The sequence below is a fragment of the Methylobacterium sp. WL7 genome (assembly GCF_008040085.1).
In the GTDB taxonomy this organism is placed as follows: Bacteria; Pseudomonadota; Alphaproteobacteria; order Rhizobiales; family Beijerinckiaceae; genus Methylobacterium; species Methylobacterium mesophilicum.
This window is the reverse complement of the sequence record NZ_VRVG01000008.1, coordinates 47,571-72,902: the sequence shown is the minus strand read 5'-3', so window position 1 is coordinate 72,902 and position 25,332 is coordinate 47,571. Positions and strand designations below refer to the sequence as shown.

Sequence of the window (25,332 nt, the reverse complement as noted above, 5' to 3'; positions counted from 1 at the left end):
CAATGACCGGTCGGCCTCGGAAGGTGGTTACCGCCGCCGGGGGGCGTCGCGCACCCCGACGTCACGTGTCGCGGGCGTCACAGGCCGACGTAATCGCATCACAATCGTACCGAATGCTAAGCTTAGCCGGAACGAGGTCACGGCCGAGCTGCTTCCTTGTGGCAGAAGGGGCAAGCGTTGCTGTTTTCCGAGGTGAGGACGATGGGTTACCGTCAGGGGGGTCTGCGCGTGTTGCTCGCGCTCGGGCTGGCCGGCCAGGTCGCGGCCTGCGGCAGCGTCCCGCGCACCGCCTACACCGCCGAGCAGGCGGCGCTCGCCAGCGTGCCCGGGATACCGGGCGCGCGCGTCTACGCCGACGCATCGGTCGATACGATCGCCGAACTCGCCGGCAATCCGCTGCGCCGTTCCGCGGGCTTCAACTATCTGGCGCTGTCGGGCGGCGGCGGCGACGGCGCCTACGGGGCCGGCGTCCTGAACGGCTGGACAGCCTCGGGCACGCGCCCGGAATTCACGCTGGTCTCCGGCGTGTCGACCGGGGCGCTGATCGCCCCCTTCGCGTTCCTGGGGCCGGTCTACGACGCGTACCTGACCGAGTTCTACACCAGCGGCGTGGCCGGCGAACTCGTGACGTCGCCCAGCATCTCAAACATCCTGTTCGGCTCCGGCCTGTTCGGCGACGGGCGCCTGCGCAACCTGATCGCCCGCTACGTCACCCCGGAACTGCTCACCGCCATCGCCGAGGAGCACGCCAAGGGGCGCCGCCTCATGGTCGTAACGACCAACCTCGATTCGCAGCGCTCGGTGATCTGGAACATGGGCGCCATCGCGTCGAGCGGTGCGCCGAACGCCCTCGATCTGTTCCGCGACGTGCTGGCCGCCTCCGCCAGCGTCCCGGCGGTGTTCCCGCCGCAGATGATCGACGTGACCGCCGCCGACGCGCGGTTCCAGGAAATGCATGTCGACGGGTCCGTGGTCACCCCGGTGTTCACGCTGCCGCAGACGCTTCTGCTGCGCGACGGGAAGATCCGCACCGGCGGCAAGGCCAACATCTACGTGGTGATCAACGGCCGGCTGGAGCCGGACTTCGAAGTGACGAAGGACAACACCCTGTCCATCGTCGAGCGCTCGTTCACGACGGCGAGCCGCGCCCGCTCACGCGCCACGCTGACCGCGACCTACGCGCTGGCCCGCAGCAACGGGATGAGCTTCAACCTCACCTATATCGACGAGAACGGCCCGAAGGCCTCAGCCGCGAAAGGCTTCGACACCGCCTACATGCGGGCCCTCTATCAGGAGGGTCTCGAAAAGGGCCGGACCGGCACCTTCTGGCAGCACACCATCCCGGCCTCGCCGACGCTCAAGCAGACCGCGGCGGCGGTCGCGAACTGACGGATGCGAACAGCAACGCCGCGCACCCGAGCGGGCGCGCGGCGCGGCGACTGAGGTTACTTGCCCAGGATCTTGGTGACCAGGCGACCGATCGGCGTCGCGGTGCTGGCGTTCCGGTCGTCGCGGTCGAGGGGGCGGTTCTCGTTGCCGAGAAGCTTGGTGACGATGCGTCCGATCAGGCTCATGGGTCTCTCCCGGCGTTCGCGCCAAAACGGCGCAGCTTGCCCATTAACGGGCGATGCGCGCGCGGCGTTCCCCGCTGAACGGCGTCAGACCTGCATCAGCCGGATGTTGTTGGTGTTCCCAACAGTGTGGAACGGGATGCCGGCCGTCACGACGATGATGTCGTTCGGCTTGGCGAAACCTTCCGCCCGCGCGTACTCGCCTGCTTTGGCGGTCATCTCCTCGTAGGAATCGACGTCGTCGGTGAGGACGCTGTGTGCCCCCCAGAGCAGGCACAGGCGCCGCGAGGTGGCGAGACTCGGGGTCAGCGCCAGGATCGACGAGGCGGGGCGCTTGCGCGCGACCCGGGCGGCCGTCGTCCCGCTGGTGGTGTAGGTCACGATCGCACTGGCGCGCACCGCCTCGGCCAGGTCCGCGGTGGCGGTGGCCACGGCATGGGGCGGGGTCTCCTCCTCGCCGGGCTCGGAGGCCGCCACGATCGAGTGGTAGAGCTTGTGCCCCTCCACGCTGCGGATGATCCGGTCCATCATCGACACGGCCTCGACCGGGTACTTGCCGGTGGCCGATTCCGCCGACAACATCACCGCGTCGGCGCCGTCGTAGATCGCCGTCGCGACATCCGACGCCTCGGCGCGGGTCGGGGCGGGGGCCTGGACCATCGAGTCGAGCATCTGGGTCGCCACGATCACGGGCTTCACGGCGAGCCGACAGGCGCGGATCAACTCCTTCTGCCGCCCGGGCACGTCCTCGTGCGGGATCTCGACGCCGAGATCGCCCCGGGCGACCATCACGGCATCCGAAAGCCGGATGATGTCGTCGATCCGCTCCAGCGCCTGCGGCTTCTCGATCTTCGACATGATACCGGCCCGGTCGCCGATGATCCCGCGCGCCTCGATCAGGTCGGACGGCTTCTGGACGAAGGACAGGGCGACCCAGTCGACGCCGAGGTCGAGCCCAAAGGCGAGGTCCGCACGGTCCTTCTCGGTGAGAGGCGACAGGTCCAGGAGCGTTCCCGGCAGGTTGACACCCTTGCGGTTCGAGATGACGCCGCCCGTGATCACCTCGGCGGTGATCGCGTGTCGATCCGGCCCGAGGACGCGGACCCGCACCCGCCCGTCGTCGATCAGGAGTTCCTGTCCGGGCACCACCGCGGTGAAGATTTCCGGGTGGTGGAGCGGGATCGCCTGCTTGTCGCCCTCGGCCCCCTCGAGGACGAAGCGGATCGTCTCCCCGGCGACGAGATCCTGGCGTCCGCCCTGCAGCGTGCCGATGCGGATCTTCGGTCCCTGCAGGTCCTGCAGGATGCCGATCGGGCGGCCGACCTCCCGCTCGAGGGCGCGGATCGCCGCGTGGACCTTGGCGTGGTCGTCCTGCACGCCGTGGCTGAAGTTGAGCCGGAAGGTGTCGACGCCGGCGAGGAACAAGTCGCGCAATCGGTCGGGTGCCGAACTGGCCGGGCCGACGGTGGCGACGATCTTGGCGTGGCGGTGACGGCGCATGCGGGCCTCTGCCATGAAGACGATCTCCGGGAATCGGCCGGGCGATCGGGCCCGCCGATGGCCCCCACATTGGTAAGGATGAGCACGGAGGCGAGCGTTTTCTGGCGGTCCGGATAAATTCGCCGCTCGGACCGTCTCCTACCTGGCGACCTCCCGGGCGATGCCGGCGAGCCCGTCATCATAGATGCCGGTGATATCCTTGAGGGCGTCGGCGTCGCTCATGCCCTCGGCGTCGAAGGTCGCGGTCCAGACCACCGTGGAGCCCGCGCCGTTCGGGCGGACCGCCAGGGTCGCGTTGTAGGCGCGCACCGGCAGCGGGCCCTGGATGAAGCTGTAGCTGTAGCTCATGGCCGCCTCGTCGCGGGCGGTCTCGACCTCGACGATCGTACCGAGGCCGCCCTTCGCCACCAGGCCGCGGATCTGTGCGCGGATGCCGTCGTCGTCGTCCTCGCGCGACAGGATGCAGCGTTCGACCTGCGGGTGCCACAGGCCGATCGCGCAGAAATCGCCGATCAGCGCCCAGACCGCGGCGGGCGGTGCCGGGATGTCGCGGCTGCGGGTGACTTCGAGGGCGCAGGCCGGGCCGGCCGCCAGCAGGCCTGCTGCGCAGATCGCCCACGGGGTGGGTCGCTTCACGATGGGGCCTCCGCCGGATGTCGCAGGTTGGAAGTAGGGCGCCTGCCGAACGAAGCCCATGCGGACACCGGCCGCCGATCCCTGGAAACCGCCCGGCTCAGCCGGTAAGACGGTTGGGTCGAGCCGGTGGCTTGCTCGACGGGATTCGTCGCTGCGCGCGCAATGACGGCGGATCAGCGTTTGATCTGAGCTGCATGTCAGGCTTGGAGCCGGAGACGCCGTTGGACGATCGCATCATGTCGGCTTCCACATCGCAGCGAGGCAGGCATACGGGCTTTCGCGCTCTCAAGCTTGGGATCGCAGGCCTGGCGCTGGCTCCGGCGCTGGCCGTCGCGGCACCGGAGGCGGTCCCGTCGTCCGTGCCGACCCCGTCCTTCGAAACCTGCCGCACCGACCTCATCGCCTGGGCTGCCGCGCACGAAGTCCCACAAGCCGTCGCGCAGGCGCAACTGGGCGACCTGCAGCCCGACCCGGACGTGCTGGCCGCAACGCAGAATCAGGGTGAGTTCGTCCGGCCGATCTGGGACTACATCGAAGCCAGCGTGACTCCGGCGCGGATCGAGGCCGGTCAGCGCAAGCTCGTGGAACTGGCGGCGCCGCTGGCGGCCATCGAGGCTCAGTACGGCGTCGACCGCTACACCCTGATGGCCTTCTGGGGCGTCGAATCGAGCTACGGCGCCGTGCTCGACAACAGCGCCGTGGTGCGGCCCGTGGTGCGCGCGCTCGCGACGCTCAGCTGCGGGGACCCCACCCGGGCGTCCTACTGGCGCGACGAGCTGACCGCCGCCCTGCAGATCGTCGCCCGCGGCGAGGCGCCCCTCGACCGCATGCCCGGCGGCCTGACCGGGTCCTGGGCCGGCGCGATGGGCCATACCCAGTTCATGCCCAGCGTCTACCAGCGCTACGCGGTGGATTTCGACGGCGACGGGAAGCGGGACATCTGGACCTCGGCCCCGGACGCGCTCGCTTCCACGGCGAATTACCTGCGCGATCACGGCTGGCGAACCGGCGAGGGCTGGGGCTATGAGGTGGTGCTGCCGGACGGGTTCGACGCCGCGCTCGCCGACGAGATTACGCCGCGCAGCCTTGCGGCGTGGCGGGACCTCGGCGTGAAGCCCACACGGGATCGCCCCTTCCCGGACGAGGCCGCGACGGCGACCCTGATCCTGCCCGCGGGACTCCGCGGGCCCGCCTTCCTGCTCCGACCGAACTTCTCCGTGATCCTGCGTTACAACACGGCGTTGGCCTACGGCCTGACCGTGGCGCTGCTGTCGGACCGCCTGCGCGGCGATCCGGGTCTGTCGCGCGACTGGCCCCGGGGCGACCGGCCGCTCACCGGGGACGAACGCCGCGACCTCCAGACCCGGCTGATCGAGCGCGGCTACGCCACCGGCGGCGTCGACGGGAAGATCGGCCCGAAGACCCGGGCGGCCCTGCGGGCCTACCAGGGCTCGCAGGGTCTGCCGGCGGATGGCTACGCCGACGCGGTGCTGCTTGACCGCATCCGCGCAGCGCCGTGACGGACGTTCAGGCCAGGAAGGCCGGCTCGTCCCGGGCCAGCACCCGCTTGACGCTTTCGAGGTGCAGGCGCGCGCTCTCGGCGCGGCCGGCCGCCTCCTGCGCGGCCACGTGCTTCACGATCGCCTCGGGGACGATCTTGAGGGCGCGGCCCGTGCTCATGGCGAGCACCTGCGCCTGGGCGGCGCGCTCCAGGTAGTAGAGGTCGTCCCAGGCCTCCGCGATGGTCTCGCCCAGCACCATGACGCCGTGGTTCTTCAGGAACACCACGTCGGCCTCGCCGGCACTCCGGGCGATCCGTTCGCCCTCGCTCGAATCGAGTGCCAGCCCGTTGTAATCCTCATCCACGGCGATGCGGCCGTAGAAGCGCAGGGCGGTCTGCCCGGCCCAGAGCAGCGGCTGCCCCTCCAGCATGGCGAGCGCCGTCGCGTAGGGCATGTGGGTGTGGAAGGCGGCCCGGGCGTTCGGCTTCAGCCGGTGCAGCTCGGCATGGATATGGAAGGCCGTCGCCTCAGGCTGGCCGTCGCCCTCGACGACGTTTCCGTGAAAATCGCACAGGAGCAGACTCGACGCCGTCACCTCGGCGAAGGCCAGGCCGTAGGGGTTGACCAGGAACAGGTCTGGACGCTCCGGCAGCACCGCCGAGAAGTGGTTGCAGATCCCTTCTTCGAGGCCGTTGCGCGCAGCCCAGCGCAGGCAGGCGGAGAGGTCGATGCGGGCGCGGCGGACGCTGTCCGCGTTCAGGGGCTCGTTGGTGCGCAGGGGGGGCGTGCCAGAGGCTGTGACGGCGTGCGCCATGCGGGAAGGCTCTCTCTTTCTCGGTTCGAATCCGGGCCGCCGGAATCAGGCAGCCCAACATGATACGCGTTCGCGCCAGGCTGCGGACCACCGTTGCGTGCAGACCGTCAGGCCCGCCCGTCGGTGACGCCGCCGACGAGGTTGAGGCCCAACAGGAAATCGGAGGCGAAATCCGTGCGGACCACCGGATCACGCCGCACCGGCTCCCGCAACGCCTCGCGCTCGTTTCGGCGCGCGGTTACCGCCTCCGCCACGGTGAGGCTCCGGAACGACAGCATGGTCCCGCCCTGCGCCTGAGCGAGGCGCCCGAGATCCGGCCCGATCACGGTGGCGATCTTCGGATAGCCGCCGGTGGATTGCCGGTCGGCCATCAGGATGATCGGCAGGCCGTTGCCGGGCACCTGGATCGCGCCCATCGCCACGCCGTCCGAGACGATGTCGTGACCCTTGGCATGCCTGAGCGGTGCGCCGTCGAGGAAGCAGGCCATGCGGTCGCCGCGCGGCGAGACGGTCCAGGGCCCGGCCAGGAAGGCATTGAGCTGATCGGAGGCGAAATAGTCGTCCTGCGGGCCGAGCACGACCCGAATTTCCTTCGGATCGCGGTCGAGCCAGGGCGCCAGGAGCCGGTGCGGCGAGGCCGTGCCGGGCCGGACCTCGGCCACGGGAAGGCGGTCGCCGGCCGCCAGCCCGCGCCCGTCCAGGCCGCCGAGGCCGGAGCGGGTATGGGTCGCGGTCGATCCGAGCACCGGCGCCACGTCGAGCCGCCCCTGCACGGCGAGGTAGCCCCAGGCGCCGGACGAGCCGGCGCGCACCGTCAGCGTCCGGCCCGGCTCCAGGGTCAGCGCCACCGCGTCGGGAAGCGTAACTCCGTCGAGGGTGATCCGGAAACTCCGGGAGACCATCGCGATCCCGAGCGGCCCGCCGTCGGCCGTGACGGTGAGGCCGCCGGTGGAGACCTCGATAGCGGTGGCGTCCAGGGGATTGCCAGCCGCGCGGTTGGCGGTGGCGTGCATCAGCGGGTCCATCGGGCCCGCGGCCGTGATGCCGTAGCGCAGGTAGCCGTGCCGGCCGCCATCCTGCAGCGTCACGCCGGGGCCGGCAGCCTCGATAACGAGGGCGGTCATCGATCGGCCTCCCCACGGCGGGCGACCGGCTCGCCCACCGCCTCTCGGGCGGTGAGGGCATCGAAGGTCGCGACGTCCACGGCCTCGAACCGGATCAGGTCGCCGGCGCCGACGAAGAAGCTCTCGGTGCGCTCCGGGGCGTAGAGCCGGGCCGGGGTGGCGCCGATCACGTACCAGCCCGTGGGCATCGGCACCGTGGCCACCGCGGCGAGGCCGCCGCCGATCACCACCGCATTCTTCGGATGCGGGGGCCGCGGGCTCGCGCGCCGGGGTACCGCGAGGGTCTCGGGCAGGCCGCCGAGATACGCGAAGCCCGGCGCGAACCCGTACATGTAGACCCGGTAGGTGGCGCCGGCATGGGTCGCCACAACGGCGTCGGCGGAGAGCCCGGTGCGTTCGGCGACCTGCGCGATGTCCTCGCCGTGGGGAGCGTCGTAGCAGCAGGGCAGCGTCCAGAGGGTCGGCGTGCCGGCGCGGGCGACGGCCCCGGCGACCAGCGTCCGGACCCGCTCCGCCAGCGTCTCGCGGTCGAGCACCAGCGGGTCGTAGTGAAGCATCAGGGAGCGATAGGTCGGCACGCGCTCGCGCAGGCCCGTTGGCGGGTCGGCGCCGAGGGCGTCGTCGAGTGCCAGGACCCTGTCGCTGATCGTGGGATCGACGGTGCTACCGAACTCGACCACCAGGGCAGCCTCGCCGGAATCGAGCAGCCGTGGTTCGCTCACCGGGTCGCTCATCGGCGGAACGGCGCCAGGGTCACGCCGGCGCCTTCCAGGCGGGCGCGCACCGCCCGGGCCGTGGCGACCGCGTGGGCGGAATCCCCGTGGACGCAGACCGAGCGGATCGGCGTCGGCAGGGACTTGCCCGAGGCGGTGAGGATCGCCCCGCCCTCGACCATGCGCAGGACCCGGTCCGCGGCCGCATCGGCCTCGGTGATCAGCGCGCCGGGCTGGTCGCGCGGGATCAGCAGGCCGGCTTCGGTGTAGCCGCGATCGGCGAAGATCTCTTGGTGGACTTCCAGGCCGCAAGCCTCGCCGGCCGCCACCTGTGCGGTGAGCGCGATCGCGAGCAGCGCCAGGTCGCGGTCGACCGCCCGGACCGCCTTGGCGATGGCGTCGGCCACCGCACGATCCTCGGCGGCGAGGTTGGCGAGTGCCCCGTGGGCCTTCACGTAGGTGATCCGGTGGCCGGCGTAAGTTGCGAGCGCCTGGGCGGCACCGACCTGGTAGGCGACCAGCCGCTCGATCTCGGGCGGGGTGAACGGCATGCGGCGGCGTCCGAAGCCCCAGAGGTCGGGGAAGCCCGGATGGGCGCCCACCGCCACGCCGCGATCTTTCGCCAGCGCGAAAGTGCTGGCCATGATCTCGGGATCGCCCGCGTGCAGGCCGCAGGCGACGTTGGCGGAGGTGACGACGCCGAGGATCGCCGCATCGTCACCGCAGGCGTAGGCGCCGTAGCCCTCGCCGAGATCGGAGTTCAGGTCCACGCTGGCCAACGGACTCGTCCCTTCCTGCTGCGCGCCGGTCCGGGCAGGCAGGCCGGGAGGGCGGCCCGCATCGCGACCGGATCACGCTCCTTCCACACCGCCGACGCTCAGAAGTCGAGAGCGCCCGGCCGCCTGGAAGCGTGAGAGCACGAGCAAGGCCGATGCCGCGCAGTCGTCTCCGAGGTCCGGCAGCCCTTCGTGCGCAACGCAGATCTCAGTGAGGTTGGCCGGATCCGGGCTGGGCGATGAGCCGGCGGCCCAGCAGGGCCAGGGTCGCGCGTCGCCCGAGCTTCATCATCGGATAGAGCAGGCGGGCGCGGGAGGGGCTGCGCAGCAGCCGCGACAGGGCGCGGCCGATCGCGCCCCGGTCCTCGCTGAGGGTCGAGAGCAGGACCAGGGCGTCCGGGCCGTAATACAGGGTCCGGCCGTGGCGCACGACCATGCCGTTGTTGAGGTCGTAACCGCGGCGGGTCAGGTCTTCGACCACCGGGCCTCCCTCGCGGGCATCGACCAGAGCCACGGTCCCGACCGACCGGCGCAGGGCCATCAGGCGCACGTAGTTGCTGCAGAACGGGCATTCGCCGTCGTAGACGACCGTGAGGGCTGCGTCGGTCATGGCTTCAGATCGATCCGATGCTCGGCTGCCGAGACCAGCCGGCGGACCGGCACGCCGTCCTGCAGGCTGAGGCAGACGGATTCACGCCGATAGATGTAGGCGACGATGTCGTGCAGGCCCACGCCGTCGAAGCTCGCGCCGTGCTGGAGCGGGACGAAGAAGTGATGCGGGTAGAAGGCATGGGGAAACGACCCCAGCCTGTCGGCGATTCCGGCGACGAGGCGGTGATAGCCGCGGATATAGGCATCGACTGCGGGCCGATCGATCTCGTTCTTGGCGAGATCCTGCCCGGCGCCGTCCCGGGCGGTCAGGACCGGAACGTCGCAGGACAGCGACGCGAGCACCTTCCGGTAGACCTGGGTTCCGCCATTCGGGTTGTCGAGAGCGAAGGCGGTCTCGGCATCCGGCGATCCGTAGGCCATGTGGGCGAAGGGGTATGAGTAGAAGGTGAAGAAGTTCGTCGGGACGTAGTGGCGTCCGCCGTCCTTATCGACCGCCTGGAAGTACAGCTTGTTGTTCGCGGCGGTGTCGTACCAGCCGAGCCGCGCCTGGGTCATGAAGCTGTTGTCGCTCAGGATGAACAGCACCGAGAGCACCCCGACCATCAGCGGCGGCCGCTGGTAGTGCCGGCTGATCACCACGGCGCCGATCGCCAGGTTCAGCAGGATCCATGGGGCGAAGTTGGCGCCCATGACGACCACGATGGACAGGTGCATCGCGTCGAAGCCGAGCAGCAGGACCACCAGCCAGCGCCGCGGCATCAGGATGCCGACCAGTGCCGCCCCTTGTCCGACCAGGATGAGCGTGTTCGTGAAAGGTCCGGCATGGCTCAGGATCGCCCGCATGCCCTCCACCGGCCAGGCCCAGCCCGCGTAGAAGACGTGGTTGTTGTCGAGGCCGACGCTGAACAGTTTTCCGGGGTCGTTCGCGAGCAGCCAGGATGTCGGGCCGGCATCCAGCGTCACCTTGGCCAGGAAGGATGAGTAGTAGTTCCCGAGGTGGATGCTGATCGCGGCGGCGATGAGAACCTTCGAGAACAGCGCACTGGCGGTGGCGATGTCGGACCTGGCGGCAGCGGGCACGCTCGGCGATGCGCTCACGCGGGTTGTGAGGGCGACGACGCCGAGACCGGCCAGCAGGCAGAAGCTGACCTCCGCCAGGGGCACGACGTCGATAATGTGCCCATGCCAGAGCCCCGTCACCCGGCTGACGGCGAGCTTGCTCCAGACCAGGTAGGCCGCCCCCACCACGCCGAGCGACGGCCAGCGCAGGCACAGGATCCCGCAGGCCACGGCGGCGATCCAGAGGCCCACGAGGGCGCCCAGCGTCGCCATCGCCTTGAAGCCATGCTCGACCACCGGGAACAGCGGGTAATGCACGAGGGCGTAGGCCCCGGAGATCACGCCGATCAATTGGAGCAGCCGGACGGCGGCGGTGTCGGCGTCAGCGTAGGTCCGGCGCAGCATCGCGGCCGCCAGCATCAGCGGCAGCACGATGATGTAGTAGTTGTTCCGCTCGTCGACGATCCGCGACAGCTTGATCACCATCAGGAGTGCGGTGATCTGCGCGAGCAGGATCAGATACGGCCGGGCCTGCGCCAGCGAGAACGGTCCGGCCAGCCAGGACTCTCGGACCGGGAAGGTCTTGGTCGGATCCGAGCTTGAGAGAGATCTGCCCATCGTCGCGCTTCGCTGCCGGAGTGTGATGGCGGCCGCAGCGGCAGCGCGGCGACCGGGTGGCTTCAGAGGGCGCGGCGGCGGCCCTCATCGCTTCGACAGCCAGAGTGCCATGGTACCGGCGCGGGCCAAGGGTTAACTCGGGTACGTATGGCTACGTCTTTGGGTTGTATTGCTGGCTTGGCCGCCACACCCCGGCCCTGGAGGAGAGGCGGCCACGGGATCCGAGCCGCCCCGCGCGGCGGCGTGTACTTCGCTTATCCGAATGGATCGTCGGCGCTCTGCGTTCGTTGAAAACGCTGAACTGAGTGAGCCCCAAGCGGCGCAAGTCGGACCCGGAGGCTGCACCGGATCGACCGACGTATCGTTGCCGACGATCCCGCACGCGAGGGGCCGACTGGATGCGGTCAAGACCGTTGCGGAGAACGGCCCTGCAGCGGCCGCTGCTACGGGGACATCGTCGAGTAGGGTGAGACTTCGTCGACGAACACCGTCTGGCCCGCCATGCGCGCGGTCAGAAAACGGCGCCGGGCCGCCAGCAGCGGTTGGAACAGGCGATTGCTCTTCAGGAAGCCGCCGACCCGGGACCCGGATGTGAAGACCGTCGATTCGAACGGCTTGATCGAGACCGGGTTCGGGGACATCACCCGGGCCCGGGCGATGGCTTGGCGATCGAAGAAGTATTCCCAGTTGTCCGCCGCCGCCACGACGGGCCGGTTCACCTTCAGGATGCCTTCCGCCGCCTGCCGGGTGATCACGTAGGCGGCCGTCGTTCCGAGTCCGGCCATGTTCATGGGCAGGCACAGCCGGTAATCGCCGATCGGGTCGGCGTTCACGGTGCTGAAGGCGGCGCGATGCTGCGGCCGATTGTAGAGCAGGACGACGTCGCCCCGGCGCAGGGTCGCCTCGACCCGGACCAGGATGTCGTGGATGTCCGACGGCAATACCGCGTCGTCCTCGACGATGAGGGCCCAGGGTAACTTGCGATCGATCATGGATTCGTAGGCGGCTAGGTGCGAGAGGGCGCAGCCTACCTGTCCCGCGCTAAGATCGGATTCGGGCGACGCGTCACGGCCCGCTACAGATCCATCGATACCGAGGATTTCGAAATCCGCCCCCCATACCGTATGGAGATGCCGCGTAATATAAGCATGTCTCTCGCGGAATCGCGGGATTGATATTGCAATGCAGCACATTGTACCATCCTTCGACGGGGAATGATGCGCTGACGTTAACCGTTTTGCAATCATATTTTACGTTCGAATTCAGTAATCCTCGTTTGAAATTTCCACGATGAGCAAATGTCTCGGCTTGCAGACTTTTCCGGGATAACAAATACGTCGAATCGGTTGGGGTAGTAGGCCAGGAAATCAATTTTCGAGCAAAGAACGGACGATCGCAAAATTGTCGCCCAGGGCGCGACCCATATCCACAAAAAATGTTCGCGTGATACTGTATAAGGCCGCATGCGCGGGCCGGACCATACGCTGCGCGTCCTGCTGCCGGCGACGTGGTGGCCTCGGTTTCACCTGGTCAAGCCGTCGGCCGTTGCCGCAGGACCGGAAGGATCGCCGCCAGCAGGAACTGATGCATCCCGTGATTCATGAATAGAGGGCACTCGAAGCAGATGAAGACGACGAGCTGCGCGAGGAACAGGATCGGCCAGGCTTCGACATAGCCCGGCGACCGGGCGAAGTGCGAGATGACGCGGCGCGCCGTATCGAGCAAGACGCCCGTGAAGATGATCAGGCCGACGACGCCGAATGCCACCGCAACGTCGATGAAGTTGTTGTGGAAGAACCAGAGCTTCTGCTTCGTGGTGAAGTGGAGGTAGGGCGCCGTCGTGATCGGACTTTCCCAGTAGGCCTTGTATCCGATCCCGAAGAGGGGCTCCCGCCAGAACTGATCCATGCCGAACTGCCAGAGGATCGTGCGGCCGGTGAGCGTCGTGTCCTTGCCGAGGTCGGAGAGCAGGCTGGCCGAGAGGTCCGCCCCGTAGGTCGCGGCGACCAGGATGCCGATGCCGGCGAGCGCGATGGCGATCCCGAGGCAGAAGCCGGTCACCAGGTTCCCCTGTCGCCACGCCGTGACCACGCAGAGCGGGGAGAGCCCCACGGCGCCGGCCACCAAGGCAGTAGCGGAATGGGACGAGACGAGGAGCAGCACGGCGCCCAGGAAGGCCGCCCCTGTCAGGAGTCGGTGCCAGCCCTGGAGGAACAGGGAGGCGGCGCAGAGGAGCTGGAGGCTCATCAGGCTCCCGAGCACGTTCTTGTGCGAGTAGATCCCGGACCATTCCCCGCTGAGGCCGCGCGTCATGCCGGGGGCGGCAACGCCCAGCACCACCGACAGGATCTGCCCGCCCAAAAGCCCGAGGAAGACGATCCTGACGACGCCCGAAAGCCCCATCGTGGCGCGCATCGCGATCCCCGCCACGATCGTGGCGAGCAGCTGGAGGCCGTGATAGGCCGAGATGTCCGGGGTCAGCGACCAAGCCGCCGACATCACGGCGAGCGCCGGCCAGAGCAGGATGACGGGCCGGCTGCCGAACAGCGTGCTGGCGAGATCGCGCCGCAAGACCAGGAAGGCGAGCGCGGCCAGATCGGCGCCCAGCCAGACCGCCTTATCCAGACCCGGGAGCTTGACCTGCTCCCCGCTGATCGGCGCGAGCAGGATCAGCAGGACCCAGAGTATCGCGGCCGGCTTGAGCCGTGGCAGACCGTGCGCGCCGAGCCTGCAGCGCGACGGGCGGGCGGCATGCCACGCACCATGCTCATCGAGCCCGCCGGTTGGAAGCCAGGCCGGTCCGGTCTCGTCCGGTCCGAAACCCGCCATGTCTCGACGAAACGCCATCACCCTCAGCCTTCGACGTCCCAGGCGCTCCGCGCCGACGCTCGGCCGAGGCTCCCGACGGCTTCGCTTGGAGGCGAACCGTCAGCCGGTCCAATTCCGCCAAACGAGGTAGGCCGGTCCAGCCGGCCCCGCGCTGCGCGCCGACGACAGGGAGGCGCCCCGGATTTGGGACGGACGGATGCACGCCGCCGTGGTCGGCGTGGACCGACTTTAACCTGCTCGCCAGCGTCGGTGCGACCGGTGGGTGGGACCGACCAGTGAATCAAACCGAGCCCCGGCCAGGATCCAGGTTCCGCCATTGACGAAAGCACGCCCGCACAATAGATGATGACCATCATTTTTGTGAAGGATCGGATCGATGTGGAGGCGGGCCATGGACGTGAGATGGATGCTCGCGCTTTCCGCATCGGCGCTGGTGGGCTGCTCGCCGGCCGAGACCGCCGTGCCTCAGGAACCTCCGTTGGTGCAGACCGTCGAGGTCGCCCCGGGAACGAAGGGGGTCGCGCGCTACACCGGCGTCGTCCGGGCCCGCACGGAGAGCAATCTCGGTTTCCGGGTCGGCGGCAAGATCTTCGAGCGCCTCGTCGACCCGGGGGATCACGTCCGGCTCGGGCAGCCCCTGATGCGTCTCGACCGGACCGACTTCACCCTGGCGCTCAACGCGGCGCGGGCCTCCGTCGAGGCCGCGCGCGCCCAGATGATCAAAGCCAAGGCCGACGAGGAGCGCAGCCGCAAGCTGGTCGGCGACGGCTGGACCTCGAAGCAGACCTACGATCAGAACAAGGCGGCGGCGGATGCCGCCATCGCCCAGTTCGCCAACGCCGAGGCCCAGGCGAGCCAGGTCTCAAACCAGGCCGGCTACTCCGAACTCCAGGCGGATGCCGATGGCGTCGTCATGGAGGTTCCGACCGAACCCGGTCAGGTGGTCGCCGCCGGCCAGACCGTCGTCAAGCTGGCGCGCGATGGTGCCCGCGAGGCGGAGGTGTTCCTGCCGGAGGCGAGCCGCCACCTGGCACGGGGCACCGCCTCGGCGACGCTCTACGCCGAGGGCGAGACGACCTATCCGGCGCGGCTGCGCGAACTGTCGGCAACCGCCGACGCGGCCACCCGTACCTATAGGGCACGCTACATCCTCGCCGGCGGCGGCGAGGATGCGCCGCTGGGCGCGACCGTGACGCTCCGGCTCAAGCCGGCGGAAACCGGACGTTCCGCCTCGGTCGAGGTGCCGCTCGGGGCCCTGTTCGACCTGGGGCAGGGCTCGGCCGTCTGGAAGTTCGATGCCGGCACGAAGACGGTTTCCGCCCAACCGGTCTCTGTCGCCCGCATGTCCGAGGAAGATGCCGAGGTCGTGTCCGGCCTCAGCCCCGGCGACCGCATCGTGTCGCTCGGCGCGCATCTCCTGAAGGCCGGAGAGACCGTGCGCCAAGCGCCCCCGAGCCTGACGGGAGTCGCCCGATGACCGGCTTCAACCTCTCAGCCCTGGCGGTCCGCGAGCGGGCCGTCACGCTCTTCCTCATCATCGCGGTGACGGCCGCCGGCTTCTTCGCTTTCCAGAAGCTCGGCCGCGCCGAGGATCCGGCCTTCACGGTCAAGACGATGGCCGTCTCGGCCTCATGGCCCGGCGCCACCACCGACGAGATGCAGCGGCAGGTGGCCGACCCCCTGGAGAAGCGCCTGCAGGAACTCGTCTACTACGACCGCGTCGAGACCACGGTTCGGCCGGGCCTCATGCTGATGAAGGTCTACTTCAAGGACAGCATGCCGCCGGCCAAGCTCCAGTCGGAGTTCTATCAGGCCCGCAAGAAGCTGTCCGACCAGGCGTCCACCCTGCCGCGTGGTGTGATGGGGCCGCTGTTCAACGACGAGTTCTCGGACGTCTACTTCGCGCTCTACGCCCTCCAGGCCCAGGGTCTGCCGCACCGGAACCTCGTGCTGAAGGCCGAAGATCTGCGCCAGCGCCTGCTGCGGGTGCCGGGGATCGAGAAGATCAACATCCTGGGCGAGCAGGCGCAGAAGATCTTCGTCGAGATCTCCTATCAGCGCCTCGCGACGCTCGGCATCACTGGCCAGCAGCTCCTGACCGCTCTGGCCAACCAGAACGACGTGACCCCGGCAGGCTTCGTCGAGACCGCCGGACCCCGGGTCTACCTGCGCCTCGACGGTGCCATCGACAGCTTGGACGTCCTGCGAAACCTGCCCGTGAGTGCGGGCGACCGCAGCCTCAAGCTCGGCGACATCGCCGAGGTGAAACGCGGCTACGAGGATCCGAAGGTCTTCGCGATCCGCAACGACGGCGAACCGGCCCTGATGCTCGGCCTCGTGATGAAGCCCGGCTTCAACGGGTTGCAGCTCGGCGAAGCGTTGAACGCCGAGGAGGTGGCGATCCACCACGCGTTGCCGACAGGCATCACGTTCACGAAGATCACCGACCAGGCCAAGGTGATCGACGAGGCCATCCACGAGTTCATGGTGAAGTTCTTCACGGCGCTGTCCGTGGTCATCGTGGTCAGCCTCGTCGCCCTCGGGTTCAGGGTCGGCATCGTCGTGGCGCTCGCCGTTCCGATCACACTCGCGGCCGTGTTCGTGGTGATGATGGTCACCGGGCGGGATTTCGACCGCATCACCCTCGGGGCTCTGATCATCTCGCTCGGCCTGCTCGTGGACGACGCCATCATCGCCATCGAGATGATGGTGGTGCGCATGGAGGAGGGCGCCGACCGCATCGAGGCGGCCACCCATGCCTGGAGCGCCACCGCCGCGCCGATGCTTACCGGCACGCTCGTCACCATCGCGGGGTTCCTGCCCGTGGGCTTCGCCGCCTCCACGGCGGGCGAATACGCCGGCAACATCTTCTGGGTGGTCGGCTTCTCGCTGATCATCTCGTGGATCGTGGCCGTGACCTTCACGCCCTATCTCGGCGTCAAGCTCCTGCCCAATATCAAGACGGTGGAAGGCGGCCACGCGGCAATCTACGCCACGAGGAACTACCAGCGCCTGCGTCGGATCGTGCGGGCCTCCGTCGATCACAAGTGGATGGCGGCCGGCATCACCGTGGCGCTGTTCGCGGTGGCGGTGGTCGGCATGGGCAAGGTCGAGAAGCAGTTCTTCCCCAACTCGGAGCGCCCGGAACTCATCGTCGAGGTGACCCTGCCGACGGGCGCGGCCTTCGCGACCACCGAGGCCAGCGTGAAGAAGGTCGAGGCGGCCGTGCGTCAGCTGCCCGAGGCGCGCGAGATCACCAGCTACATCGGCCAGGGCATGCCCCGCTTCGTGCTGTCCTTCGACCCGGAGCTGCCCGACCCCGCCTTCGCGCAGATCGTGGTGCAGACCGCCGACGCCGCAGCCCGTGACGCCCTTCGGCTCAAGGTCCGCAAGCTCGTGAGCGACGGCCTCTTCCCCGAGGCGCGCGTGCGCGTGCTGCAGATCGTGTTCGGGCCGCCCATCCGCTTTCCGGTCGCCTTCCGCGTGGTGGGGCCGGATCTCGACGTCATCCGCGGCATCGCGGCCGAGGTCGCCGAGGCCATGGCCTCCAACCCGAACATGCGGCTCGTGCACCTGGACTGGGGTGACAAGACCCCGAGCCTGCACCTCGTCCTCGACCAGGAGCGCCTGCGCCTGATCGGCCTGACCCCGAAGGAGGCTGGCCAGCAACTGCAGAGCTACCTCAACGGGACGCCCGCGACCCAGGTCCGCGAGAACCTGCGCTCCGTCGACGTGCTCCTGCGCAGCCCCGGCCCGGAGCGTCGCTCGCTCGGCGAGATCGGCGACCTCACGCTGGCCACCCATGACGGGCGCCAGGTGCCACTGTCCCAGGTGGCGCATCTGGAGAGCCGCAACGAGGATGCGGTGCTCAAGCGCTACAATCGCCAGACCTACATCCGGGTGCAGGGCGACGTGCTCGACGGCAAGCAGCCGCCGGACATCCACGCGCAGGTGCTGCCGCTCCTCGACCCGATCAAGGCGAAGCTGCCGCCGGGCTACCGGATCGACACGGCCGGTGCCGTGGAGGAGAGCGCGAAGGCGATGAACGCACTGGTGGCGGTCTTCCCCCTGATGCTGATCGTGACGCTGACGGTCATCATGCTGCAGGTCCGGTCGTTCTCGACCATGTTCATGGTGTTCGCGACCGCGCCGCTGGGTCTCGTCGGGGCGGTGCCCACGCTGTTGATCTTCCAGCAGCCCTTCGGGTTCAACGCGATCCTGGGATTGATCGCGTTGTCGGGGATCCTGATGCGCAATACGCTGATCCTGGTGGATCAAATCCATCACGACCGGGCCTCCGGCCTATCGGACTACGAGGCTATCGTGGAATCCACCGTGCGGCGGGCGCGGCCCGTGATCCTCACGGCGGCTGCCGCGATGCTGGCCTTCATCCCGCTGACGCACTCGGTGTTCTGGGGGGCGCTCGCCTACGTCCTGATCGGCGGCGTCGGCGTAGGCACGCTCCTGACGCTGCTGTTCCTGCCGGCGCTCTACGCCCTGTGGTTCCGGGTGGCCCGGGAACCCCGCACGGACAGCGCCGCCGCCGGCTCCGGCGCATTGCCGATCCGGTCCGAGGCGTAGCCCGGACTTCGCGGACCGCGCGTTCTGCATCGAAGGCGCGGTCGATCGAAATTCTCGATCCGCGTCGTCGGGCGCGCCGCTCGGTTGCCGGACCCCATCGACGGGTAACCGGTCACGCCCTTTTTTAGATGATCAGACGCATCTATATCGGTAGCAGGAACGCCGAAGGATCAGGTCATGCCCAGAGTTTCCCAAGAGCAGGCCAAGCTCAACCGCCGCCGCGTCGTCGAGGTCGCCGCGGCACTGTTTCGGGAACGGGGCCTCCACGGCGTCGGGGTGGCCGACATCATGGCGTCGGCCGGCCTGACTCATGGCGGGTTCTACGGTCAGTTCTCCAACAAGGAGGCCCTTGCCGCCGAGGCGTTCGACAGCGCGCGCGCGGGCTCCAAGGAGCGCCTCGGAAGTCTGGATGACCTCATCGCGAACTACCTGTCCCTCGGGCACGTCCAGACGCCCGGTAAAGGCTGTCCGCTCGCGGCCCTGGCGAACGACGTCGCGCGCGAGCCGATCGGCAGCCCCGTCCGGGCCCGGTTCACCGACGGCGTCCGGTATTTGGCCGACATCCTCGCCGGCCTGACGCCCATGGCAGCCAAGGAGCGCCGTAGGCAACGGTCCCTGGCGACGCTGTCGACGATCGTCGGCGCCGTCGTGTTGGCGCGGGCGGTCGACGACGAGGCTCTCGCGAGCGAACTGATCCAGGCGGCGCAGTCTGCCGTCACCGGATGACGTCCACCAGGCCGGCACGGCCCGCATCTCCCGCACGTGCGTCCTCTTCGCCTGAACGCGCGACCGTACCGCTCCTGCCGGGATCCGCATGTGCCGTGCGCCGTCCGCGGCATACCCAGAACTCCGCGAGAGGATGAAGATGCGCGAACGGATCGTGGTCACGGGAATGGGCGTCGTCTCCCCGCTCGGCTGCAGCGTCGAAGGAATGTGGCGCCGGCTCGTCGCATCGGAATCCGGCTTGCGGCGCTTGCCGGACGACCTCGTCCCCGACATCGATGCGAAGGTTGCCGGGCTCGTGCCGTCCCGGGATGAGGATCCGGACGGGTTCGATCCGGGCGCCCTCATCCCGGTCAAGGACCTCCGCAAGATGGACCGGTTCATCCAGTTCACGCTGACGGCCGCGGAACAGGCGCTTCGGCAGTCGGGCTGGAAACCCTCCAGCGAGCGGGAGCGGGTCCGCACCGCGACCATCGTGGCCTCCGGCATCGGGGGCTTCCAGACCATTACGGACGCCGTGGAGACCGTGCGCACCCGCGGTGCGCAGCGCCTGTCGCCGTTCACGGTGCCGGCCTTCCTGGTCAACCTGGCCGCCGGCCATGTCTCCATCCGCTACGGCTTCAAGGGACCGCTCGGGGCTCCCGTCACCGCCTGCGCGGCGAGTGTCCAAGCCATCGGAGATGCCATGCGCCTCATTCGCGCCGGCGAGGCCGATGTCGTCGTCTGCGGCGGTGCCGAAGCTTGCGTCACACGCGTCGCGCTCGGCGGCTTCGCCGCCGCGCGCAGCCTCTCGACGGCCTTCAACGACACGCCAGCCACAGCGTCGCGGCCGTTCGACCGAAGCCGCGACGGCTTCGTCATGGGCGAGGGCGCCGGCATCCTCGTGCTGGAAACGCTGACGCACGCGCAGGCGCGTGGCGCGGTCCCGCTGGCCGAACTGGTCGGGTACGGCACAAGCGCCGACGCCTACCACCTCACCGCCGGCCCCGCGGATGGCAGCGGCGCCCGCCAGGCGATCACCACGGCCCTGGCCATGGCAGGGTTGGAGCCCGCCGCCATCGGCTACGTCAACGCGCACGCGACCGCGACATCGGTCGGCGATTCGGGGGAGCTGGCGGCACTCAGGTCCGTCTTCGCCGAGGACGGACCGGCCATTTCCTCGACGAAGTCCGCGACCGGTCACCTCCTCGGTGCCGCCGGCGGGCTGGAGGCGATCATCACGGTGCAGGCATTGCGCGAAGGAATCTTGCCGCCCACCCTCAATCTGACCGATCCCGACGAGGGCGCGACAGGCCTGGATCTCATCGGACCGGAGGCTCGGCACACCACCGTGGACTACGCGCTCTCGAACGGTTTCGGGTTCGGTGGCGTGAACGCCAGCATCATCCTCAAGCGGATGAGCGCCGTTCGGGAGTTGACGTCCGGATACTGATATTTCGAGGAGAGATACCAGGGTGTTTGGAGCTTACTCCAATCTCAGCTAAATTGAGCCGAGGAATAAGGGGTCTACGATGCTGTGACCGGGGAGCGAGGCACCATGAACAAGGACTTCGTGTTCCAGCGGTATCGCGCGTAAGTCAGCCCGCGTTGCGCTGCAGGCGGTGGCAAACCTGCACATGTTGTCAAACCGGCTGCTGAGCGCATTCAGGCAACGAAAAACCCGCCAAGTCACTGACCGGGCGGGCTGAATTCGATGGCTGGGGGACCTGGATTCGAACCAGGACTAGAGGAGTCAGAGTCCACCGTTCTACCGTTAAACTATCCCCCATCGCGTCTGTCGGCCCAAGGTCGGCGCAACCGAGCAACGTCCGCGCCGACGTGTCGGCTCAGGCGTGGGCGGTGAGATAGGCGGAATGCGGAGACAGGTCAACCGCTCGTTCTGCGGTTGACGCGGCGCCCGGGGCCGCCATAACCGGTGTGCCGCAGGCGCGGCCGGGAAGGGTGGCCGAGTGGTTTAAGGCAGCGGTCTTGAAAACCGCCGTGGGGGCAACTCTACCGTGGGTTCGAATCCCACCCCTTCCGCCACCGTGCCTGCCTGCGAAGTGGACCCTCGACACCGGACATACGTTGCACTGGCTCGCTCGGCGGATCCGATGTGGTCCGATACGCACGATAAAGCTGTTCAGGGCCAGATTTACGCGGCCTTAACGATGCATTCGCAATCTCCGCGCGACGGGAGGGCGCGGAATGCTCGATCAGTATGGCGGGCGGGCACGCGGTGCTGCGTCGGGGGCGGCTGCCATGCGCAGCCTCACGAAGGCTCGGGACCATCGCGCCTCGGGGCGATTCGATCGGGCCGAGTCCAGCCTGCGCCGCGTGCTCGATGCCGAGCCCAATCATCCCGAAGCGCATTACGAACTCGGCCAGATCGCAGCCAGCCGCGCGCCCGAAAAGGCCGTGACCCATTTCGTCGCGGCGCTGCGAGGTGCCCCGGAGCGGCCGGGCTACTGGCTGGCGCTCGCCACCGCGTTGCTGGCCGTCGAACGGCAGCCCGATGCGCGAGCGATCCTGGAGCGCTACAAGGCGCAGGGTTTCGGGCCTGAGGCTCAACCGCTCGACGCCGCCTTCATGGAGCGTACCTTCGCGGCGGCGCAGATCCGCTACGACCAGGGCGAGTTCCGTCCGGCGGAGGCCCTGCTCGACCTGGTTCTGCTCCTCGACGACAGCCACGCCCACGCGACCTATCTCGCCGGCGCCATCGCGGCCCGGACGAACCGGCCCGAGCTGGCCTACGACCTGATCAGCATCGCGCTCTACCGCGAGCCGAAGAACCCGCTGTTCTTCAGCGGGCTCAGCTCGGTCCTGACCAACCGCGGCGACCATGACGGCGCCATCTCTGCGCTCGAGAAGGCTCTCGAACTCGATCCCGATCTCGCGATTGCCCATGCCAACATCGCCGGGGTCTATCAGCGGCGCTTCCGGTACGGCGAGGCCTTGCGGCATGCCGAGCGGGCGATCGTGCTCGAGCCCGGGAATGCCGGCGCGCACAGCAACCGCGGCAGCGCCCTGCTGGCCCTCGGGCGCCTGGGCGAGGCCGTGGAGGCGTTCGACCGCGCCCTCGGTCTCGACCCGTCGAAGCTGTTCGTCGCCTCCAACCGCCTGTTCGCAAAGCTCTACGCTGCGGATATTCCGCACACGGAATACGCCGAAGACGCGCTGGCCTATGGCCGCCGCTACGCGGATCCGCTGCTGCGCCGCCGCCCCTTCGCCAACGATCGCGACCCCGAGCGCCGGCTGCGCATCGGTTTCATCTCTGGCGATTTCTGCAACCACGCGCTGGTCCGCTTCTTCGAGCCGTACCTGTGCGCCGCCGACCGGGAGGCCTTCTCGATACAGGCCTACATGACCCACGCGAGCGAGGACGCGGTCTCCGAGCGGCTCAAGCCGCTGTTCGACGGCTGGACCAACCTCGCCTGCCTGGACGACGACGCCGCGGCTGACAGGATCGAGGCCGACCGGATCGACATCCTGGTCGATCTCTCCGGGCATAGCGCCGGCAACCGTCTGCTCGTGTTCGCCCGCAAGCCCGCGCCCGTCCAAGTCACCTGGATCGGGCATCCCGGCACCACCGGCCTCTCCGCCATCGACTATCGCCTGACCGACCCGATCACGGACCCGCCCGGCCTGGCCGAGCCCCTGCACGCGGAGCGCCTCTGGCGCCTGCCGCGGGTCACGGCGACCTATAGGGGCGTCGACGACCTGCCACCCGTCCGCGAGCGCGCGCCTTTCGAGGATGCGGGATACATCACCTTCGGGTGCTTCAACCGCCTGACCAAGGTGTGCGACGCGGCCCTGAAGACCTGGGCCGACATCCTGCTGGCGGTGCCTGACGCGCGTCTGTTCATGGTGGTGGGCGACATCGGGACCGTGGAAGTCCGCGAGGCGGTCGATAAGCGCCTCGCCGCAGCCGGGATGCCCCTCGATCGGGTGAACTTCCAGCCGCGCGTGAACAGCGGCTATCACGAACTCTACCACAGGGTGGATATCGCCCTGGATCCGTACCCGTACAACGGCGGCACCACGAGCTACGACACCCTGTCGATGGGGGTACCGTTCGTGACCCTGCGTGGCGCACACGCGGCGGCACGCACCGGGGTCTCGGTGCTCACGGCGATGGACCTTCCCGATCTGATCGCCGACACCGAGGACGCCTACGTGGCGATCGCCCGAGACCTGGCGACGAATCCGGAGCGCCTTCGCGCGATCCGGAACGGCCTTCGCGAGCGTCTGCATGGCAGCGCGCTCATGGACCACGCCAGCTTGGCCGAGGATGTCGCGACGGCGTTCCGGGGCATGTGGCGCGACTGGCTGTCCGGCGCGCAGGTCTGACGGCACAGCCGGCAGCGGGCTTCTCCGATGGCCGGCTGACGATCCGGGTCTCCGGTCCCGCGTGACGGCCGCATTGCGACGAGGCGCCCTCCCGTCCTGCAATGCAGCGATGATCGGGATGGACCGGTCACCCTATGTGGCGCTGAGTGCCTGCGCGCGCGGCCCGAGGTCCTGGATTCGAACCGTTCGCCGATGCCGAACCGGTATGCTTCTCAACGGCGAGCGCTCTGAGATCGAACTGTTCGAAGCGCATGCCGTGCACTCGCTGGTCGTTCAGACGGGCCGCCAATGGCTCACGACAGCACGCCTGTGACGGACCAGAGCGTCAGGAGGCGACGTTCGGATTTGCGGTAATCTGGGAATGATATCCAGAGCAATAACGGAAACGGTCTACGGCGTCTCCAAGTGCGAAAACAAACAACATTCTGAACATAGTCGCCCGGGGATGGTGCTTATTGCCGCAACGATTTTGGAGTTCTGACTTCGCGATCACAGTATTCGATCCAAATATCTGAAAATACCGCCCGCGTTCAATCTCGGATAAATATTTTTAACCATGCCGCGCAGATACATTTTTTGAGAGATCGAATTAATATCTCGGCAAGCGGTTGGGCGATACATCGCAGGAGCCGCCAATAAGACGGCTTCTCGATCAAAAGGATCGTCCCGATGTCTTCCAGCGTCACCCTCACCGCCGCCACCCGCCAGAACCTGCTCTCCCTGCAGGACACGGCTTCGCTGACCGCGACCACTCAGAACCGGCTCTCCACCGGCCTGAAGGTCTCCTCGGCCCTCGACAACCCGGTGAGCTTCTTCACCTCCCAGTCCCTCAGCCAGCGCTCGGGCGATCTCGGCAACCTGCTCGACGGTATCTCGAACGGGATCCAGTCGATCCAGGCCGCCAACCAGGGCATCACCTCGATCCAGAAGCTGGTCGATCAGGCCAAGTCGGTCGCCAACCAGGCGCTGTCCACGCAGATCACCACCACCGGCACCGCCTCGACCGCCTACTCGGCCCCGGCCACCGCCACCACCTTGAACCTCTACGTGAACGGCTCGGCGACTACCGTCGCGCTGGCCACGACCGACACCCTCGACCAGGCCCTGACCAAGCTCAACACCGCGGTCGGCGCCGGCAGCTTCTCGAAGAGCACGGACGGCACCAAGATCGTGATGAACGCGTCCTCGGACGTGGAATTCAAGACCTCGGCCGACCAGACGGCGCTCGGTTTCTCGGGCGGCACGGCGTCCTCCGGCCCGACCTACGGCACCACCGCCGCGGCCGGCCAGAGTTCGGACCTCAGCGTGTCGGGTGTGACGGCCCGGGCGACGCTCGCCTCGCAGTACAACAGCCTGCTGACCCAGATCGATCAGCTCGCCGGCGATTCGAGCTTCAACGGCACGAACCTGATCAACGGCAAGGGCGACAACAACAACCTGACGATCAACTTCAACCCGAAGGGCAACTCGAACCTCACGGTCAGCGCGACCGACGAGACCTCGAGCGGTCTGGGGCTGACCTCGATCACCAGCACCTCGGCGAAGACGTCGACGATCGGGCAGGGCAACTTCCTGCTCAATTCCGACATCAACACGACGCTGGGCAAGTTGACGACCGCCTCCAGCCAGCTGCGCACCGACGCCTCGACCTTCGGTTCGAACCTGTCGGTGGTGCAGAACCGTCAGGACTTCAGCAAGAACCTGATCAACGTGCTCGATACCGGCGCGTCGAACCTGACCTCGGCCGATCTGAACCAGGAGGCTGCGAACTCGCAGGCCCTGTCCACCCGTCAGTCGCTGGGCATCTCGGCCCTGTCGCTGGCGAACCAGGCGCAGCAGGGTATCCTGCAGCTCCTGCGGTAAGCCTCGGCTCACGCACGATCGGAACGGCCGGGGCCTCGCCCCGGCCGTTTCCGTTCGTGCCGCGTCCGGTTCTGTCCGGACG

Annotated in this window: 19 protein-coding genes and 2 tRNA genes; 9 read left to right on the top strand and 12 right to left on the bottom strand. The window is 68.3% G+C overall.

The features are described from left to right. Positions 1-201 precede the first annotated feature (201 nt). On the top strand, positions 202-1,389 hold the full coding sequence (locus tag FV233_RS04160) for a patatin-like phospholipase family protein (RefSeq protein WP_147896680.1): 1,188 nt from the start codon (positions 202-204) through the stop codon (positions 1,387-1,389). Between the two features lie 56 nt (positions 1,390-1,445). On the opposite strand, the gene FV233_RS04155 is transcribed toward FV233_RS04160, so the two are convergent. The 3 genes from FV233_RS04155 to FV233_RS04145 all read right to left on the bottom strand — a co-directional run bounded on the left by FV233_RS04155 (position 1,446) and on the right by FV233_RS04145 (position 3,707). Next, the gene (locus FV233_RS04155; RefSeq protein WP_092042423.1) at positions 1,446-1,574 is read right to left on the bottom strand and encodes a TFIIS helical bundle-like domain containing protein; all 129 of its coding nucleotides are present in this window, start codon (positions 1,572-1,574) and stop codon (positions 1,446-1,448) included. 84 nt (positions 1,575-1,658) lie between these two features. Next, on the bottom strand, positions 1,659-3,071 hold the full coding sequence (pyk, locus tag FV233_RS04150; RefSeq protein WP_147896690.1) for a pyruvate kinase: 1,413 nt from the start codon (positions 3,069-3,071) through the stop codon (positions 1,659-1,661). A gap of 138 nt (positions 3,072-3,209) precedes the next feature. Next, positions 3,210-3,707, bottom strand: a complete 498-nt coding sequence (locus FV233_RS04145; protein WP_238259828.1) for an SRPBCC family protein — start codon at positions 3,705-3,707, stop codon at positions 3,210-3,212. A gap of 236 nt (positions 3,708-3,943) precedes the next feature. Here FV233_RS04145 and FV233_RS04140 point away from each other — a divergent pair, with 236 nt between their 5' ends. Then, a complete protein-coding gene (locus FV233_RS04140; protein WP_147896679.1) occupies positions 3,944-5,227 on the top strand; it encodes a lytic murein transglycosylase in 1,284 nt (427 codons plus the stop codon). A gap of 7 nt (positions 5,228-5,234) precedes the next feature. Here FV233_RS04140 and FV233_RS04135 read toward each other — a convergent pair whose 3' ends face one another. From FV233_RS04135 to FV233_RS04100, 8 genes are all read right to left on the bottom strand, one after another. Beyond that, on the bottom strand, positions 5,235-6,023 hold the full coding sequence (locus FV233_RS04135) for an aldolase (RefSeq protein ID WP_147854065.1): 789 nt from the start codon (positions 6,021-6,023) through the stop codon (positions 5,235-5,237). 107 nt (positions 6,024-6,130) lie between these two features. Continuing rightward, positions 6,131-7,147 carry a biotin-dependent carboxyltransferase family protein gene (locus tag FV233_RS04130; protein WP_147896678.1) on the bottom strand — a complete coding sequence of 339 codons (1,017 nt, stop codon included), beginning with the start codon at positions 7,145-7,147 and terminating at the stop codon, positions 6,131-6,133. Next, positions 7,144-7,881 (bottom strand): allophanate hydrolase subunit 1, encoded by a 738-nt coding sequence (locus tag FV233_RS04125; protein ID WP_147896677.1) that lies wholly within the window; start codon positions 7,879-7,881, stop codon positions 7,144-7,146. Before FV233_RS04125 ends, FV233_RS04130 begins: the two co-directional genes overlap by 4 nt. Then, the gene (locus tag FV233_RS04120; RefSeq protein WP_147896676.1) at positions 7,878-8,639 is read right to left on the bottom strand and encodes a 5-oxoprolinase subunit PxpA; all 762 of its coding nucleotides are present in this window, start codon (positions 8,637-8,639) and stop codon (positions 7,878-7,880) included. Before FV233_RS04120 ends, FV233_RS04125 begins: the two co-directional genes overlap by 4 nt. Positions 8,640-8,844: 205 nt before the next feature. Then, positions 8,845-9,246 carry a DCC1-like thiol-disulfide oxidoreductase family protein gene (locus FV233_RS04115; RefSeq protein WP_147853388.1) on the bottom strand — a complete coding sequence of 134 codons (402 nt, stop codon included), beginning with the start codon at positions 9,244-9,246 and terminating at the stop codon, positions 8,845-8,847. Further along, entirely contained in the window at positions 9,243-10,925 is a 1,683-nt protein-coding gene (locus FV233_RS04110) for a hypothetical protein (protein ID WP_147896675.1), read from the bottom strand. Before FV233_RS04110 ends, FV233_RS04115 begins: the two co-directional genes overlap by 4 nt. Before the next feature lie 443 nt (positions 10,926-11,368). Beyond that, positions 11,369-12,016 carry a glycosyltransferase family 25 protein gene (locus tag FV233_RS04105; RefSeq protein ID WP_246689902.1) on the bottom strand — a complete coding sequence of 216 codons (648 nt, stop codon included), beginning with the start codon at positions 12,014-12,016 and terminating at the stop codon, positions 11,369-11,371. Positions 12,017-12,455: 439 nt separating this feature from the next. Then, on the bottom strand, positions 12,456-13,772 hold the full coding sequence (locus FV233_RS04100) for an O-antigen ligase family protein (protein ID WP_147853386.1): 1,317 nt from the start codon (positions 13,770-13,772) through the stop codon (positions 12,456-12,458). Positions 13,773-14,145: 373 nt separating this feature from the next. On the opposite strand from FV233_RS04100, the gene FV233_RS04095 reads away from it, so the two are divergent. The 4 genes from FV233_RS04095 to fabF all read left to right on the top strand — a co-directional run bounded on the left by FV233_RS04095 (position 14,146) and on the right by fabF (position 20,490). Further along, positions 14,146-15,231 carry an efflux RND transporter periplasmic adaptor subunit gene (locus tag FV233_RS04095; RefSeq protein WP_147853385.1) on the top strand — a complete coding sequence of 362 codons (1,086 nt, stop codon included), beginning with the start codon at positions 14,146-14,148 and terminating at the stop codon, positions 15,229-15,231. Beyond that, on the top strand, positions 15,228-18,335 hold the full coding sequence (locus FV233_RS04090; RefSeq protein ID WP_147896674.1) for an efflux RND transporter permease subunit: 3,108 nt from the start codon (positions 15,228-15,230) through the stop codon (positions 18,333-18,335). The genes FV233_RS04095 and FV233_RS04090 overlap by 4 nt, the downstream gene beginning before the upstream one ends. 177 nt (positions 18,336-18,512) lie before the next feature. Continuing rightward, positions 18,513-19,061 (top strand): TetR/AcrR family transcriptional regulator, encoded by a 549-nt coding sequence (locus FV233_RS04085; RefSeq protein ID WP_147853383.1) that lies wholly within the window; start codon positions 18,513-18,515, stop codon positions 19,059-19,061. 133 nt (positions 19,062-19,194) lie between these two features. Then, positions 19,195-20,490, top strand: coding sequence for a beta-ketoacyl-ACP synthase II (gene fabF, locus FV233_RS04080; protein WP_147896688.1), 1,296 nt, complete (start codon positions 19,195-19,197; stop codon positions 20,488-20,490). Between the two features lie 262 nt (positions 20,491-20,752). On the opposite strand, the gene FV233_RS04075 is transcribed toward fabF, so the two are convergent. Continuing rightward, positions 20,753-20,826: transfer RNA gene (locus FV233_RS04075), tRNA-Gln, on the bottom strand. 167 nt (positions 20,827-20,993) lie between these two features. Between FV233_RS04075 and FV233_RS04070 the strand changes: the two genes are divergently transcribed. From FV233_RS04070 to FV233_RS04060, 3 genes are all read left to right on the top strand, one after another. After that, positions 20,994-21,083: transfer RNA gene (locus FV233_RS04070), tRNA-Ser, on the top strand. A gap of 216 nt (positions 21,084-21,299) precedes the next feature. Further along, positions 21,300-23,387 carry a tetratricopeptide repeat protein gene (locus tag FV233_RS04065; protein ID WP_246689899.1) on the top strand — a complete coding sequence of 696 codons (2,088 nt, stop codon included), beginning with the start codon at positions 21,300-21,302 and terminating at the stop codon, positions 23,385-23,387. Positions 23,388-24,056: 669 nt separating this feature from the next. Then, positions 24,057-25,250 (top strand): flagellin, encoded by a 1,194-nt coding sequence (locus FV233_RS04060; protein WP_147896672.1) that lies wholly within the window; start codon positions 24,057-24,059, stop codon positions 25,248-25,250. Positions 25,251-25,332: the final 82 nt, after the last annotated feature.